This is a genomic window from Methylobacterium sp. (assembly GCF_019750675.1).
In the GTDB taxonomy this organism is placed as follows: domain Bacteria; phylum Pseudomonadota; class Alphaproteobacteria; order Rhizobiales; family Beijerinckiaceae; genus Methylobacterium.
Map to the genome: position 1 here is coordinate 1 of NZ_JAIEOF010000206.1, position 15,647 is coordinate 15,647.

Consider the following 15,647-nt stretch of genomic DNA (forward strand, 5'->3'; position numbering starts at 1 on the left):
TGGCGCGGGCGACGGGACTCGAACCCGCGACCTCCGGCGTGACAGGCCGGCACTCTAACCGACTGAGCTACGCCCGCTTGACGTCCCGCCCCGTTTCCGGCGGTGTCGGGGGTGTAGGTTCAGTGCCCTGGGCTGTCAAGCAATCCCGAAGCGCATTCGGCCGGGAATTTCCGGCGCCCGACTTCGCCCCGATCCCGGCCGGAGACGTGGCCGGCAGACTTGGCGGAGACTTGGCATTGAACCCGCGTCTCTTTTCTGTCATACGCCCCCTCGCGTTGAACCGCCCGGCCGATCGGGCTGCCGTGGCGGTTCGTGCTGCTCCATCAGAAGCATCAACCGAGCGCATCTCTTCGATCCGAACCGGATCGGAGCCGCTGCGCGTTCAGGAGAGCCAAATGCCCAAGCTGAAAACCAAGTCGGGCGCCAAGAAGCGCTTCAAGATCACCGGCACCGGCAAGGTCATGTACGCCCAGGCCGGTAAGCGCCACGGGATGATCAAGCGGACGACGAAGCAGATCCGCAACCTGCGCGGCACCACCACCCTGTTCGAGGGCGATGCTGCCAACGTGAAGAAGTACTTCCTGCCCAACAGCCGGTAAGCCTTCACGACGCCGACACTGCTTTTTTCGTAATCCAGGAGAACTCCCATGGCCCGCGTCAAGCGCGGCGTGACCAGTCACGCGAAGCACAAGAAAGTCCTCAAGGCCGCCCGTGGCTATTACGGCCGCCGCAAGAACACGATCCGGATCGCCAAGCAGGCGGTCGAGAAGGGCATGCAGTATGCCTACCGCGATCGGAAGAACAAGAAGCGCACGTTCCGCGCCCTCTGGATCCAGCGCCTCAACGCAGCCGTGCGCGAGCATGGCCTGACCTATTCGCGCTTCATCAACGGCCTGTCGAAGTCCGGCATCGAGGTGGACCGCAAGGCCCTGTCCGAGCTCGCCATCCACGAGCCCGCCTCCTTCGCGGCGGTGGTCGAGCTTGCCAAGGCCGCTCTCCCGGCTGCCAAGGCCGCCTGAGCCACGCACGGCCTGAGGCGAGCCGGGCTCGCCCCGGGCCCGAGGGCAGATCTTCATCAAAGGCGCGGCGTCCCCCGGGGGCGCCGCGCCTTTGATGCTTTCCGGTCGCGACCTTTTTCCGCCGATCGGCCGGGATTTTCCGGATGCGACCGCTTGCATTGCGGGGCGCGACCCGCAAAACCCCACGCGACATCCGAATGACCGAGCCCGGCCGATCCCTCCCGATCGCCGCCGCCGCAGCCGGTGAGTTGAACCGATGACCGATCTCGACACCCTCGAAGGCGATCTGCTGCGGCAGGTCGCGGACGCGTCCGACGAGGCCGCGCTGGAGGCCGTGCGCGTCGCGGCGCTCGGAAAGAAGGGGTCGGTCTCCGAACTCCTGAAGACCCTCGGGGCGATGACGCCCGACGAGCGCAAGGCGCGCGGCCCCCTCATCAACGGCCTGCGCGACCGTGTGCAGGGCGCGCTGGCGACCCGGCGAGAGGCCCTGGCGGAGGCGGCGCTCAGTGCCCGCCTCGCGGCCGAGCGCATCGACGTGACCCTCCCGGTGCGGGAGGCCCCCGAGGCGCGCGGGCGCATCCACCCGATCAGCCAGGTCATGGACGAGATCACCGCGATCTTCGCCGATATGGGCTTCTCGGTGGCCGAAGGCCCCGACATCGAGACCGACGACTACAACTTCACCGCCCTCAACTTCCCGCCCGGCCACCCGGCCCGCGAGATGCACGACACCTTCTTCCTGGCTCCCGACCGCAACGGGCAGCGCAAGGTGCTGCGCACCCACACCTCGCCGGTGCAGATCCGGACCATGCGGACGCAGGCGCCGCCGATCCGGGTCATCTGCCCGGGCCGCACCTACCGGCACGATTCCGACCAGACCCACACGCCGATGTTCCATCAGGTCGAGGGCCTGGTCATCGACAAGGCCGCCAACATCGCCAACCTGAAATGGGTGCTCGAGGAGTTCTGCCGCAGCTTCTTCGAGGTCGAGGCGGTGAAGATGCGCTTCCGGCCCTCGTTCTTCCCCTTCACCGAGCCCTCGGCGGAGGTCGACATCCAGTGTTCGCGGAAAGGCGGCGAGATCCGCTTCGGCGAGGGCACCGACTGGCTCGAGATCCTCGGCTGCGGCATGGTCCACCCCAACGTGCTGCGGAACTGCGGCCTCGATCCCGACAGCGTCCAGGGCTTCGCCTTTGGGGTGGGCATCGACCGCATCGCGATGCTGAAGTACGGCATGCCGGACCTGCGCCCGTTCTTCGAGGCGGATGTGCGCTGGCTCGACCATTACGGCTTCCGGCCCCTCGACATTCCGAGCCTGGTGGCCGGGCTGACGAGCTGACGCGCCGTCCAGGTCCGGTGGAACCGGGCCTCACCTCTCCATCCTGATGGGCGACGGATCCTCCCGCGCGGACGGGTCCCGGGTCGCCGAGGGACGCAAGCTATGAAGTTCACCCTCTCCTGGCTCAAGGACCACCTCGACGCCGAGGCCTCCCTGGACACCATCGCCGAGACGCTGACGCGGATCGGCCTGGAGGTCGAGGGCATCGAGGACAAGGCCGCGCGCTTGAAGCCCTTCGTGGTCGCCCACGTGCTGACCGCCGAGCAGCATCCGAACGCCGACCGCCTGCGCGTCTGCACGGTGGATGCCGGCGACGGCCGTCCGGTGCAGGTGGTGTGCGGGGCCCCCAACGCCCGGGCCGGGATGAAGACGGTGTTCGCGCCGCCCGGCACCTACGTGCCGGGGCTCGACAAGACCCTGGCGGTCGGCACCATCCGCGGCGTCGAGAGCCTCGGCATGCTGTGCTCGGGGGCCGAACTCGGCCTCGGCGAGGAGGCGAGCGGCATCCTCGATCTTCCGGAGGACGCGCCCACGGGCCAGCCCTACGCCCTCTACGCCCGGCTCGACGATCCCGTCATCGAGATCAACCTCACGCCGAACCGGCCCGACTGCACCGCGATCCACGGCATCGCGCGCGATCTCGCCGCCACCGGCCTCGGCGGCCTCAAGCGCGAGCCGCAGCCGCCGGTACGCGGGGAGGGCGCTTGCCCCGTGACGGTCACCCTCGATTTCGAGGCCCACGATCGGGGACTGTGCCCCTACTTCACCCTGCGCCTCGTGCGCGGCGTCAAGAACGGCCCGTCGCCGGACTGGATGCAGAGGCGCCTGCGCGCCATCGGCCTGCGCCCGATCAACGCGCTGGTCGACATCACCAATTACCTGACCTTCGACCGGGGCCGGCCCCTCCACGTCTTCGATGCCGCCAAGGTGCAGGGCGGCCTCGTGGTGCGCCGCGCCCAGGAGGGCGAGACCCTGAAGGCCCTCGACGGGCGGACCTACACGCTCACCGGCGACAGCGTGGTCATCGCGGATGCCAACGGGCCGGAATCCATCGGTGGCATCATCGGCGGCGAGGCCTCCGGCTGCGACGCGGACACCGTCGACGTGCTCATCGAATCGGCCCTCTGGGACCCCGTCAACATCGCCCAGTCCGGCCGGCGCCTCGGCATCATCACCGATGCGCGCTACCGCTTCGAGCGCGGCGTAGATCCGGCCTACACCCTGCCGGGCCTCGACCTCGCCACCCGCCTCGTCCTCGAGATCTGCGGCGGCACGCCGAGCGAGCCCGTGATCGTGGGCGAGCCCCCGGCCATCGAGCGCGTCATCGATTTCCCCTGGACCGAGACCCGCCGCCTCGCCGGCATCGAACTCTCCCGCGCCGAGATGAAGGTGACCCTGGAGGCGCTGGGCTTCCACGTGGCCGGCACGGGCGACCGCGTGAAGGTGCTCACCCCCTCCTGGCGCCCCGACGTTGAGGGCAAGGCCGACCTCGTCGAGGAGATCGTGCGCATCGCGGGCCTCGACCGGATCGAGCCCAAGCCCCTGCCGCGCATGGAGGCGGCCGTGGGCAAGCCGGTCCTCACCGTGATGCAGAAGCGTACCCGGCAGGCCAAGCGCGCGCTCGCCAGCCGCGGCCTCGTCGAGGCGGTGACCTGGTCGTTCATCCCGCACGACGACGCCGTGTTGTTCGGCGGCGGCGGCGCGGACCTGGCCCTCGCCAATCCCATCGCGGCGGACCTCTCCGACATGCGCCCGAGCCTCGTGCCGGGCCTGCTGCGCGCCGCCCAGCGCAACGCCGACAGGGGCAGCGCCGACGTCGCGCTGTTCGAGGTCGGCCAATGCTTCGCCACCGACCAGCCCGAGGGACAGACCATCCGGGCGGCGGCGATCCGCCGGGGCAGCGCGACCCATGCGGGCGCCGGCCGCCACTGGGGCGGGGGCGCCGGCGCGGTCGACGCCTTCGACGCCAAGGCCGACGCGCTGGCGCTCCTGGCGACCCTCGGGGTTCCGGCAGGCGGCCTGCAGGTCGTGGCCGGCGGTCCCGCCTGGCTGCATCCCGGCCGCTCGGGCACCTTGCAGTTCGGACCGAAGAACCCGGTCGGGTTCTTCGGCGAGGTCCATCCGCGCGTGATGAAGGCCCTCGACCTCAAGGGCCAATGCGTCGCCTTCGAGATCACCCTCGACGCGGTGCCGCTCCCGAAATACCGTCCGACCAAGGTCAAGCCGGCCCTGCTCCTGTCCGACTTCCAGCCGATCTCGCGTGACTTCGCCTTCGTGGTCGGTCGCGATGTCGCCGCCGGGGACGTGGTCAAGGCCGCCCAAGGGGCCGAGCGCAAGCTGATCACGGGGATCGACGTGTTCGACATCTACGAGGGTGTCGGCATTCCGGAGGGTTCGAAGTCGGTGGCGATCGCGGTGCGGCTCCAGCCCACGGAGCGCACCCTGACCGATGCCGAGATCGAGGCGGTCACCGCCCGGATCGTGGCCGAGGTCGGTCGCAAGACCGGCGCGACCCTGCGCTCCTGACACGGAAAGCCACCGATGCTCGATCCGGCTCTCGTCTCCGCTCTGTCGGCGGCCAGGTACCTTCCGGTCTCCGAGATGCGCGCGGCCCTGGCGGAGCCGGACACGATCGCCGACGCGGTGCTCGATGCGATCGGCCGGGCCGCGGACGGCGCCGAACTCGAGGATCCTGACGCCAACCTGGTGTTCTGGGGCCTGCACGTGCTGGCCGGCGCCCGCGACACCCGGGTATTCGAGCCCCTCGTGCGCCTGCTGCGCCTGGACGGGGAGATCCTCGACCTCCTGTTCGGCGACGCCCTGACGGAGACCATGGCCAAGATCCTGGTCAGCGTCTTCGACGGCGACATCGCTCCCCTCGGCGCCCTGCTGGTCGACAGCACGAGCGACGGCGCGGTGCGCTTCGAGGGCTTCGCGGCCTTGAGCTACCTGACACAGACCGGGCGGGTCCCCCGCGAGCAGACACGCGACCTGCTCGTGCGCTTCGACGAGAAGCGCGCCGCCGTCGAGGGCGACATCGCCTGGGCCGGTTGGGAGGAGGCCATCGCGCTGCTGGGCCTGCGCGAGCTGGAGCCCCGCGTCCAGGCGGCGCGCCGCGAGGAGCGCCTCAGCGACGCGTTCAGCGATCCCCCCTGGTTCGCCAGGACCCTGCGGCACGCGGAGGCGCGACCCGACGACCTGACGCGCTTCGATGCCCACCGCTTCGGGACCCTGGACGATCCCGTCGCCGCCCTGGCCTGGACCGCCGAGGGCGTCGGCCAGCCCGTGCGCAACCCCATGAAGAATGTCGGCCGCAACGATCCGTGCCCCTGCGGCAGCGGCAAGAAGTTCAAGAAGTGCTGCCTCGACAAGGTCGCTTCCTGACGCGGACCCGGGCCGTCGCCAAAGACGCGCGACGGCTTGGCCTCCCGGATTCCGCGTGGGCGAGTTGACCCCTCGGCGCCAATGCCGGACCGGCACCGCGCCTTTGGTTGATCGTGAACATTCTGTAATTATCGATGGGTCGAGGAGCGTTTTAATCCCTGTCGAAGCGAACAAAATACCAGCATAGCGGGGTGCGATTTGGCCCCTCCAGCCTTGGCCGCCCCCTTGTGCGGAACAGCGTGACCGAACATATTTCGGTGCGAGGCGTCGCATGGCGCCAGAGGTAGTGTGCGTGAGCCTCATTCCGAAATCACACGCTGAGAGAGCTTCCAAGGGAAACTCCCATGGCATTCGATAACAGCCCCTTCCGGTACGGCGCTCAGCCGACCGGGTACGCCGGCAGCCAGGTCGAGATCGACCAGGGCCTGCGCACCTTCATGCTGGGCGTCTACAACAACATGGTCATCGGCCTCGGGATCTCCGGTCTCGTGGCGCTTGGCCTGAACATGGCCGCCGTCGCCCAGACCGCGACGGGCCGCGTCGCGCTGACCCCCTTCGGCCAGCTCCTCTACACCAGCCCGCTCAAGTGGGTGATCATGCTGGCGCCGCTCGCCTTCATCTTCATCTTCTCGATGCGGATGGACCGCATGTCCGCCGCCTCGGCGCGCCTGACTTTCTTCGCCTTCGCGGCGGTGATGGGTGCCTCGATGTCCTCGCTCCTGCTCGTGTTCACGGGTGCGAGCGTCGTGCGGGTGTTCTTCATCACGGCGGCGACGTTCGGTGGCCTCAGCCTCTACGGCTACACCACCAAGCGTAGCCTGTCGGGCATGGGCTCGTTCCTGGTGATGGGCCTGATCGGCCTCATCATCGCCTCGCTGGTGAACATCTTCCTCGCCTCTTCGGCGCTTCAGTTCGCGATCTCGGTGATCGGCGTTCTGATTTTCGCGGGCCTCACCGCCTACGACACGCAGAAGCTCAAGGAGATGTTCCTCTACAGCGGCGCTGATGCAGAGGGCGCGGCCAAGCTTTCGGTGAATGGTGCCCTGACGCTGTACCTGGACTTCATCAACATGTTCCAGATGCTGCTCTCGCTCCTCGGCGACCGCCGCTAAGCGACCCGGTCACTGACCAGGAATGAAGAAGGCCCCGGCGGGACACCGCCGGGGCCTTTTCGCTGTCCGGCGTCGTGGCAACCGGCGCGCCGCCCGCTCCGCGCGGGGGTATGCCCGGTCAAACGGCCCGCAAGGGCGGTTCCAGCACGGCCAGCACCCTGGCGAGGTCGGTGCCGCGCTTCATCACCAGCCCCGAGGCGGCCACCACCGCGTAGGCGCCCTGGCGGCGGGCGAGCTTCGGGTCCTTCTCGACCCGGTAGAGCGGCATCTCCGAGCTGCGGCGATAGATCGAGAACACCGCCTTGTCGCGCCGGAAATCGAGGGCGTAGTCGCGCCACTCGCCCTGGGAAACCATCCGTCCGTAGAGGTTGAAGAGGGTGCGCAGCTCGGCGCGGTCGAAGGCGATCTGCGGGGTCACCGGCGCTGCGGGGAAGGGGATGACCCGGGCGGGAGGCTCGGGCGATCGCGGGTCGGCACCGGTTCTCTCGGTCATCGTCGCTCCTGGTCCGAGTCTGGATCGTCATCATGGTGTCGCGCCAGAGCCCCCGCAAGGGCGCCGAATCGGTGCCCGCAGCGGAAACACATCATCACGATTTCGCCGCCATCAGGCCCCGCGCCGGCCTTGATGAAACGCGATCCCTGTGGCCGAAACTTCGTCGATCCCGTCTCCGGCGCGGCGTCCGATCTACCGGCTCCCCAGCTCTTCGGCCGGCGCCCGGTCCGGCGGGACCGACATTCCAGAGGTTTCGAGACCCAAGGACTTCAGGCCGCCTCCTCGGAGTGCGGCCCTTTTTTTGTCCCTCGTTTTGTGCCTTGCCGGATGATCCGTCTCCGGCGAGAAACGCCCACGCAAGGCACGGGGCGGCTCCCCGCGGGAGACGGATCGTGGTCAGCTTCGACGCGGCTTTTCGTCAGACGCTCGCGGAGCTGTTCGCGTGGCGCCGCGACGTGCGCCGCTTCCGCCCCGATCCGGTGGACGAGTCCCTTCTGCGCGCCTGCCTCGACCTCGCCACGCTCAGCCCGTCCGTCGGCAACAGCCAGCCCTGGCGCTTCGTGCGGGTCTCCGATCCGGCTCGGCGCGCCCGCGTGATCGCGAGCTTCGAGCGCTGCAACGCGCAGGCCGCCGCCGGCTACGAGGCCGAGCGGCGGGAGGCCTATGTCCGCCTGAAGCTCGCGGGCCTGCGCGACGCGCCGATCCACCTCGCGGTGTTCTGCGACGAGGATACGGCGACCGGCCACGGTCTCGGCCGCGCCACCATGCCGGAGATGCTGCGCTACTCGGTCGTCACCGCGATCCAGACCTTCTGGCTCGCCGCTCGCGCGCAGGGGCTCGGCGTGGGTTGGGTCTCGATCCTGGAGCCGGACACGGTCTGCGAGACCCTCGCGGTGCCCTGTGCCTGGCACCTCGTGGCCTATCTCTGCGTCGGCTATCCGGTGGAGGAGCATGCCGATCCGGAACTCGTCCGGCACGGCTGGCAGTCCCGCCTCGGAACCGGCATGCCGCTGATCGAGCGCTGATCGCCACGGAAGGCGTCGACCCCCGCAGGGTCAACGAAGTCTGAAAGCAACGCCGCGGCTTTGTTCTGAAAGACGCGCCATCGCTTTACCGCATCCGACGATACAGCCCGGATAACCCCAAGTCCCGGCTTCGCCTTACCGGAACGACAACCCCGCGCCGCGAATTATCGGCGGGCCAAACGGTCACGCTTACGGGGATGTCGGGTCATGGTGCGTCAGGGAATGGGATCTGTACTCGCGGCGGGCTTGATGCTCGGTCTCGGTGTCTCGGGCGGATCGGCCGTGGCGCGCGAGGTCGTGGCCTTCCAGGACGGCGTCATGCCCGGCACCATCGTGGTGCGCACCTCGGAGCGCCGGCTCTATCTCGTGAACGGGGACGGCACCGCGATCCGCTATCCCGTCGCGGTGGGCAAGCCCGGTAAGCAGTGGAGCGGTGCCACCCGGATCGACGGGAAGTACGTCGAGCCCGCCTGGGCTCCGCCCCGCGAGGTCAAGCGCGACAACCCGCGCCTGCCTGCCGTGATCGCCGGCGGTTCGCCCTCCAACCCGATGGGTTCGGCCGCGCTGACCCTCGCGGGCGGCGAGTACGCCATCCACGGGACCAACCGCCCGAACTCGATCGGCACCTACGCGTCCTATGGCTGCATCCGCATGTACAATCAGGATGTGGTCGACCTCTACGAGCGCGTCTCGGTCGGCACGCAGGTCTACGTGACCCGCTGAGGGACGTTCGCAGCCAGGCCCCCGCACGCGCCTGCGCGCATGGCGGCCCGCCACTCAGGGGAGGGGCTCGCCACCGGCGTGGTCGCCCGAGATGACTGGAGCGGACGGTTCGTCGTGGCGGGCCCGGCTCGTTCACGTCGGTCTGGGCGCTCCCCGCGCATGCCTGTGACGATCGGAGTTTTTCGATCAAAGAGCCCGCGCGACGCGCCCGAGCCTTGCCCCGAAATCTCGTCCTTTTGTGGTGCGACCTGATCGATTCATATCATGTATATCGATTATGATTCCAAATAGAGACTGTCGTGAGACATTTTTATCCATGTCTTTCGACGGGATCGGCGGTAACATTTGTTTGTTGGACCGATGTTTTTTCGCGGTGTCGCCACATAATTGTTGCCTCGATTTTCGTGGGTGCTTGCCGGGGATAGGGATCAGATGTTGTCGATTGCGTCGGCGGTGCCCGCGCTGCGTGCAGCTGGATTGATCGGCGTCTGGAATACGAACGTCGCGGCTGGCCGATCAATTCTCGACGAGGGCGCAGCCGCTCTGTTGGCGGGCAATCCCGGCCTTGCGGGCCAGCCGATCCCGATGGAGGTCGCGCTCTCCCGAACCCATCCCGATGATCGGCCCTGGGTCTTCGAGCGCATCCGCCGGGTCCGGCAGACGGGCGGTCCTTTCTCGGCCGAGTTCCGGGTCCTGACCGAGGGCGGGCAGGTCCGCTGGGTTCTCAACCGGGGCGTCCTCACGGCGGACGGGCACGGTGCCATGCACGGACTGGGCGCCTACATCGACACGACGGACAGCCACGGACATCCATTCATCACAGCCCCGTCGCCCGATCAGGACGCCGACGATCGCCTCGCGCTCGCGGCCGATCGCTGCATCGAAGCCCACGCCGCCCTTAAGTCGGGCGGCCATACGGATCTGAGACTTCGCGCGGAATCGCTGCTGATCGGTATCGGGCGCGCGCTCGCGAGGCGCCGGGACTGACGCGCTTGGGTCCGGCGCGTCGATGCCGGGCAGGCTCCCGGCCGCGGGAACGCGTCGTCGAGGGCAACGGTCCGCCGCGCGGTTCTATCATGCCGCGATCTGCCACGCACCGGGTGAAGGCGACGGCGTCATCCGTGACGTCGGCGCTCCACGGCCCCTGTTCGCCGCGCGGAATCGGGAAGACGCGGACCGATCGTGCTGCTACGGGCGCCAGAGATCGCCGACCACGATGAGGGCGAAGCGGTACAGGATGTACGCCCGCCTGCGCGCTGCCCGCAGGCCCGTCGAATCCACGTCGTCGATCAGATCCATTGCCCCACCCAGCTCGCCCGGAATCTTCAAGGAGACCAGACCCTTAGCAAAAACGTAACAATGAAGAACACGATGGTGAATCTTTTATTGCAAAGCTTGGGCCATTGCGCACCGAACCGCTCGCGTGAGCGCGAGCGCGCCGTCCGATCGACATCATGGGTTGGCTCGTCGGTGACCCGGTTGCGAACCGCGTGCGGCAGGGGCCGGCGCACCATTCCGTGCGCGGCTGGCATCGGGTCTTCTCCGACCGCACCTGCAATCCGGGCGCCTTTCCGTCGACGCGCCTGTCCGACCTGCCGATGAAGGCAACGGCCCGCCCCCGACTGGTCAGCGGCCCAACACCGCCGAGCGCGGCACCGAGGGCCCGCGCGATGGCAGATCGGTTTCCGATCCAGGCCCATGCCGCCGCGGCGCGATCGGACAGTCCGAGGCCACCGGCGCGAATGCCCGGAATTTGGATCGCCGCTCCGGCGTGGTATCCGGTGCCACCGCATCCCCATCCACTCGACGACCGTTCCGTCTGGCGACACCGACAGCACGCGGCCGCGAGGGCCGGATCCCGTGAGGGAACGGTCGAGATGCCGGCGCGTACGGTTGCGAAGGAAACGGCGCGGGCCACGCGCAAGTGATCGAGATGACGAGAATACCCAGCGATATCAGTCCGTGGCGCTTCTCCGTTGCGCCCATGATGGATTGGACCGACCGTTACTGTCGGGCCTTTCACCGCACCCTGTCGCGGCGCGCCCGCCTCTACACCGAGATGGTCACCACCGGGGCGGTCATTCATGGACCCCGCGACCGTCTGCTCGGCTTTGCCGACAGCGAGCATCCGGTGGCGGTGCAACTCGGCGGTTCCAACCCGTCCGACCTCGCCGAGGCCGCGCGGATCGCCGAGGCCTATGGCTACGACGAGGTCAATCTCAACGTCGGCTGCCCCTCCGATCGGGTACAGGACGGGCGCTTCGGTGCCTGCCTGATGCGCGAGCCCGCCGTCGTGGCCGCATGCGTCGGCGCCATGAAGGCGGCGGTGTCCGTGCCGGTCACGGTGAAGTGCCGGATCGGCGTCGACGACCAGGACACCGAGCAGGCCCTCGACGCCCTGACGCATGCGGTGGTGGCGGCCGGCGTCGACGGCCTCGTGGTGCATGCCCGCAAGGCCTGGCTCCAGGGCCTCTCGCCCAAGGAGAATCGTGATGTGCCGCCCCTGGACTACCCGCGGGTGGGGCGGCTGAAGCGGTCCCATCCCGGCCTGCCCATCGCCATCAACGGCGGCATCGCCACCATCGCGGACGCGGCGGCCCATCTCGCGGAGGTCGATGGCGTGATGATCGGCCGGGCCGCCTACAGCGATCCGGCCCTCCTCCTCGCGGTCGATCCGGTCCTGTTCGGCGAGCCTGCCCCGGTCGCCGACCCGTTCGCGGCCCTGGAGGCGTTCGAGCCGGTGCTCGCCGGCTTCCTGCAGGAGGGGGTGCGCCTGCACGCGGTGACGCGGCACATGCTCGGCTTGTTCAACGGCCGCCCGGGCGCCCGCGCCTATCGCCGCCACCTCTCGACCTTCGGCCTCCAGCCCGAGGCCGGCATCGCGACCCTGCGGGAGGCGGCGGATCTCGTGGCACAGGCCGAGCGCCACATGCGTGCCGCGGAGGCGAGCGCGGCCTGACGGCGGCGCGGCATGGCCCGATCCGCATCGATCGGGCCATGCCGATTTATCAGTACCCGGTAAATTGCCGTCCTCATCGTTGCTTGGATACAACAGAACAAGGTTCGCTATAGTGTGACTAGATTATGAACGGGCGGTCGCGTCTGTTCGCCTTCATGCCTGCGGCGGCGGTTCCCGGTGATTCGTCCGGGAGGGCCAAGCTCGGGGGCAAAGATGAGACGTCACGCAGGTGTTTCCTTTTCCGGCGTATCCCTGGCGGCGATCATCGCCGCCACCCTCGGCGCGGCCGGCGCGCGAGCTCAGTCGGCGCAGAATCTCACGGCGACGGGACTGGTTTCCGGCCTGAGCGTCCTGCCGAACTCCACCGCCGGCATCGCCGCCCTGAACGCGAACCTCGCCACCGCCCTGGCGATCAACAACGGGGCGACGCCGGACCGGCAGCTCCGGGCCACTATCGACAACACGATCACGGGTTCCAACGGCGTCGTGGTGGCCGATGCGTTCGGTTCGCGCCTCGGCGCCATCTACAGGAACGCAAGCCCCACCAGCGCGACGAATCCGGGGCCTGCGACCTTCTTCCCGACCACCGAGACCTCGTTTTCGCAAAACCTGCTGCAGCTGATCCGCCAAGCGAACGCGGTCTCCGGCAGCGACTCGGCCTTCGCCAAGAATTACCTCGCCAACGGAACGGTCACGGGATCGCCGGCGACCTTCATCGGCGCCCAGAACCTCCCGGCCGGCGGCGTCTTCGGGGCCTACGACCGGATCTACAACCCGCCGGCCGGCGCCAACACGGTGGGCAATGCCCGGCCGGCGCAGGTACGCCCCGAGCAGACGGCGTCCTTCACCCAGCCGAACTTCTTCGGGGTGCCGACCAACAACACGGCGGACATCGTGCCGATCCTGCGCGGCAACGCCGCCTATCCGAGCGGTCACACCACCTTCGGGCAGACCACCGCGATCCTTTTCGCCCAACTCGTGCCGGAGCGCTTCCAGGAGGCCGTGGCGCGGGGCTCCGAATACGGCGACAGCCGCGTGGTGCTCGGCGCCCACCATCCCATGGACGTCATCGCGGGCCGCATCCTGGCGACCTACGATCTCGTCCAGCTTCTGAACAACAATCCGCAATATCTGAACTACGCCGTGCCGGGATCGCTGACCACGACGAGCGACTTCCAGGCGCTCTTCAACGCCGCGCGCACCGATCTCACCGGCCTCTTCACCAGCCAGTGCGGGACGACGGTCGCGGCCTGCGCGGCCTCGGGCTCACCGGATCGCTTCGCCGACAAGGCGCGGACGAAGGCGGATTACACGTATCGGCTGACCTATGGCTTCGCGCCGGTGGGGCCGACCGATCTCGCTCCCGTCGTACCGGTGGGCGCCGAGATCCTGCTCACCACCCGCTTCCCCTATCTGACCGCCGCGCAGCGCCGCGACGTCCTCGCCACCACGCAGATCGCCTCCGGCCAAGCCCTGGACAACGGCTCGGGCTATGCCCGCCTGAACCTGTATGCCGCCGCCGACGGCTACGGGGCATTCAATGGTGCCGTGACGGTGACGATGGACGCGTCCAGGGGCGGCTTCTCGGCCCTGGACAGCTTCGACAACGACATCGGCGGTGCCGGCTCGCTCACGAAGGCCGGCAGCGGCACCTTGGGGCTCACCGGCAGCAACACTTACGCGGGCGGCACCACGATCGCGGGCGGCACTCTCATCGGCTCGGCCCGCAGCTTCGGCACGGGCGCCATCGTCGACAATGCCAGCCTGATCCTCGACCAGGCCGACGACGGCACGCTGGCCAATCCCATCGCCGGTACCGGCCTCCTGACCAAGACCGGGGCGGGCAGCCTCAGTCTCACCGGAACCAGCGCCTTCAGCGGCGCCACCGGGGTGGCTCAGGGGCGTTTGGCCGTGAACGGCAGCCTCGCCAACTCGGTGGTGACGGTGGGCGACGGGGCCAGCCTCGGCGGCACCGGCACGGTCGGCGGGCTGGCGGCCCGGTCCGGCGCCGTGGTGGCGCCGGGCAACGGCATCGGCACCCTCGCGGCGGCGGGCAATGCGAGCTTCGCCCCGGGCTCCACCCTGCAGGTCGAGGCCGACGCCACCGGGCGGACCGACCGCCTCGCGGTGGCCGGCACCGCCACCCTCAACGGCGGCACCGTCCAGGTGCAGGCCGCCGCCGGCACCTACGATCCGCGCACCGCCTACACCGTGCTAACGGCCGGCGGCGGCGTGCAGGGCCGGTTCGACGGGGTCAGCGCCAACTTCGCCTTCCTCACCCCCACCCTGCGCTACCAGCCCGGGGCCGTCGACCTGACGCTGACGCGCAACGACATCGCCTTCTCCAGCATCGCCCGGACCCGCAACCAGGCCGGCGTCGCCGACGCCATCCAGGCCGCCGGGCCGGGGGCCGCCCTCTACGGCCGCACCGTCGGGCTGACCACGCCCGAGGCGCACGCCGCCTTCGGTGCGCTCACCGGCGACATCCACGCGAGCATGGCGGGGGCGCAATTCGAGACCGCCTTCTTCGTGCGCGAGGCCATCCTCGACCGTCTGCGCTGGGGCGCCACCCCTGGTGCGGCCGGGTTCAGCGATTACGGTGCCCTGCCGGCGGCCTACACGGCCGATCTGCCGGGCCGCGCCGCTCCGGTCGCACCGGTGCCGGTGCGCGTCCTCGACCCGCGGGTGTTCGGGCTCTGGGGTCAGGGCTTCGGCAGCTTCGGCGAGGCCCGGACCGACGGCAACGCCGCCGGCCTGGCGCGCCAGACCTCCGGCTTCGTGCTCGGCGCGGATGCACGCCTGGAGACGGGCTTCCGCCTCGGCGTGGCCGGCGGCTACACCGCGACCAGCCTCGACAGCGCCGGGCGTCTCTCCTCCGGCACCATCGAGAGCGGCTTCGGCGGCGTCTACGGCGGCTTCGAACGCGGACCCGTCGCCCTGCGCCTCGGCGCGGTCTACGCCGACCAGTCGAGCCGCCTGCGCCGGGCCGTGAGCTTTGCCGGGTTCACCGACAGCGACGCAGCCCGCTATGGCGGCGCCACCGTGCAGGGCTTCGGCGAGTTCGGCTACAGGTTCTTCCTGGGCGCTCCCCAGGTCGGCCAGTTCCCCAAGGGCGAGGGGCCGGTCGCGGCGATCCAGCCGGCCTATCTCGAGCCCTTCGTGGGCGGTGCCTACGTCTCGATCGGGCGGGACCGCTTCACCGAGACGGGGGGGCTGGCGGCGCTGAGGGGGGCGGCGCAGACCACCGAGGTGGCGACCTCGACGGTGGGCGTTCGCGGCCAGACCGGCCTCGCTCTCGGTTTCGGCGCGCCGGTCTCGCTGCACGGGCTGGTGGGCTACCGCCGGGCCTACGGCGACGTGGTGCCCAAGGCCCTCCTGAGCTTCGGCACGGGCCCGGGCTTCCTCACGGCGGGCATCCCGATCGGCCGGGACGCCCTGGTGGCGCAGGCCGGGCTCGACGTAAGGGTGGCGCGCGACGCCACGCTGGGCGTGGCCTATACGGGCCAGGTCGGCGAGCGCGCCCAGGACCATGCCGTCAAGGGTAACTTCACCTATCGGTTCTGAGCGCGACGGACCTCACCGGCGACGCCGTC

12 protein-coding genes and 1 tRNA gene are annotated in these 15,647 nt (G+C 69.4%); 11 read left to right on the forward strand and 2 right to left on the reverse strand.

Features of this window, described 5'->3' with window-relative positions:
* A tRNA-Asp gene (locus K2X24_RS11010) sits at positions 1 to 77 on the reverse strand.
* A gap of 318 nt (positions 78 to 395) precedes the next feature.
* On the opposite strand from K2X24_RS11010, the gene rpmI reads away from it, so the two are divergent.
* The 6 genes from rpmI to K2X24_RS11040 all read left to right on the forward strand — a co-directional run bounded on the left by rpmI (position 396) and on the right by K2X24_RS11040 (position 6,854).
* Positions 396 to 599, forward strand: a complete 204-nt coding sequence (rpmI, locus tag K2X24_RS11015) for a 50S ribosomal protein L35 (RefSeq protein WP_018044555.1) — start codon at positions 396 to 398, stop codon at positions 597 to 599.
* A 48-nt stretch (positions 600 to 647) separates the two neighbouring features.
* On the forward strand, positions 648 to 1,019 hold the full coding sequence (gene rplT / locus K2X24_RS11020) for a 50S ribosomal protein L20 (protein WP_055955353.1): 372 nt from the start codon (positions 648 to 650) through the stop codon (positions 1,017 to 1,019).
* A 256-nt stretch (positions 1,020 to 1,275) separates the two neighbouring features.
* Positions 1,276 to 2,358: a phenylalanine--tRNA ligase subunit alpha gene (pheS, locus tag K2X24_RS11025; RefSeq protein WP_292497855.1), complete on the forward strand. Its 1,083-nt coding sequence runs from the start codon at positions 1,276 to 1,278 to the stop codon at positions 2,356 to 2,358.
* Positions 2,359 to 2,460: 102 nt separating this feature from the next.
* Positions 2,461 to 4,884: a phenylalanine--tRNA ligase subunit beta gene (gene pheT, locus K2X24_RS11030; RefSeq protein ID WP_292497857.1), complete on the forward strand. Its 2,424-nt coding sequence runs from the start codon at positions 2,461 to 2,463 to the stop codon at positions 4,882 to 4,884.
* A 15-nt stretch (positions 4,885 to 4,899) separates the two neighbouring features.
* Positions 4,900 to 5,742 (forward strand): DUF1186 domain-containing protein, encoded by an 843-nt coding sequence (locus tag K2X24_RS11035; RefSeq protein WP_292497860.1) that lies wholly within the window; start codon positions 4,900 to 4,902, stop codon positions 5,740 to 5,742.
* A 344-nt stretch (positions 5,743 to 6,086) separates the two neighbouring features.
* Entirely contained in the window at positions 6,087 to 6,854 is a 768-nt protein-coding gene (locus K2X24_RS11040; protein ID WP_238282983.1) for a Bax inhibitor-1/YccA family protein, read from the forward strand.
* A gap of 118 nt (positions 6,855 to 6,972) precedes the next feature.
* Here the strand turns inward: K2X24_RS11040 and K2X24_RS11045 are convergent, their stop codons facing one another.
* Positions 6,973 to 7,347 (reverse strand): DUF2794 domain-containing protein, encoded by a 375-nt coding sequence (locus K2X24_RS11045; protein WP_292497863.1) that lies wholly within the window; start codon positions 7,345 to 7,347, stop codon positions 6,973 to 6,975.
* Positions 7,348 to 7,739: 392 nt separating this feature from the next.
* Here K2X24_RS11045 and bluB point away from each other — a divergent pair, with 392 nt between their 5' ends.
* From bluB to K2X24_RS11070, 5 genes are all read left to right on the forward strand, one after another.
* Entirely contained in the window at positions 7,740 to 8,372 is a 633-nt protein-coding gene (gene bluB / locus K2X24_RS11050; protein ID WP_292497865.1) for a 5,6-dimethylbenzimidazole synthase, read from the forward strand.
* Positions 8,373 to 8,594: 222 nt separating this feature from the next.
* Positions 8,595 to 9,095 carry a L,D-transpeptidase gene (locus K2X24_RS11055; RefSeq protein WP_238282986.1) on the forward strand — a complete coding sequence of 167 codons (501 nt, stop codon included), beginning with the start codon at positions 8,595 to 8,597 and terminating at the stop codon, positions 9,093 to 9,095.
* Positions 9,096 to 9,503: 408 nt separating this feature from the next.
* Positions 9,504 to 10,082 carry a PAS domain-containing protein gene (locus tag K2X24_RS11060; RefSeq protein ID WP_292497868.1) on the forward strand — a complete coding sequence of 193 codons (579 nt, stop codon included), beginning with the start codon at positions 9,504 to 9,506 and terminating at the stop codon, positions 10,080 to 10,082.
* Between the two features lie 946 nt (positions 10,083 to 11,028).
* Positions 11,029 to 12,054, forward strand: a complete 1,026-nt coding sequence (gene dusA / locus K2X24_RS11065) for a tRNA dihydrouridine(20/20a) synthase DusA (protein WP_292497870.1) — start codon at positions 11,029 to 11,031, stop codon at positions 12,052 to 12,054.
* 213 nt (positions 12,055 to 12,267) lie between these two features.
* Positions 12,268 to 15,618, forward strand: coding sequence for an autotransporter domain-containing protein (locus K2X24_RS11070; protein WP_292497872.1), 3,351 nt, complete (start codon positions 12,268 to 12,270; stop codon positions 15,616 to 15,618).
* Positions 15,619 to 15,647 lie beyond the last annotated feature (29 nt).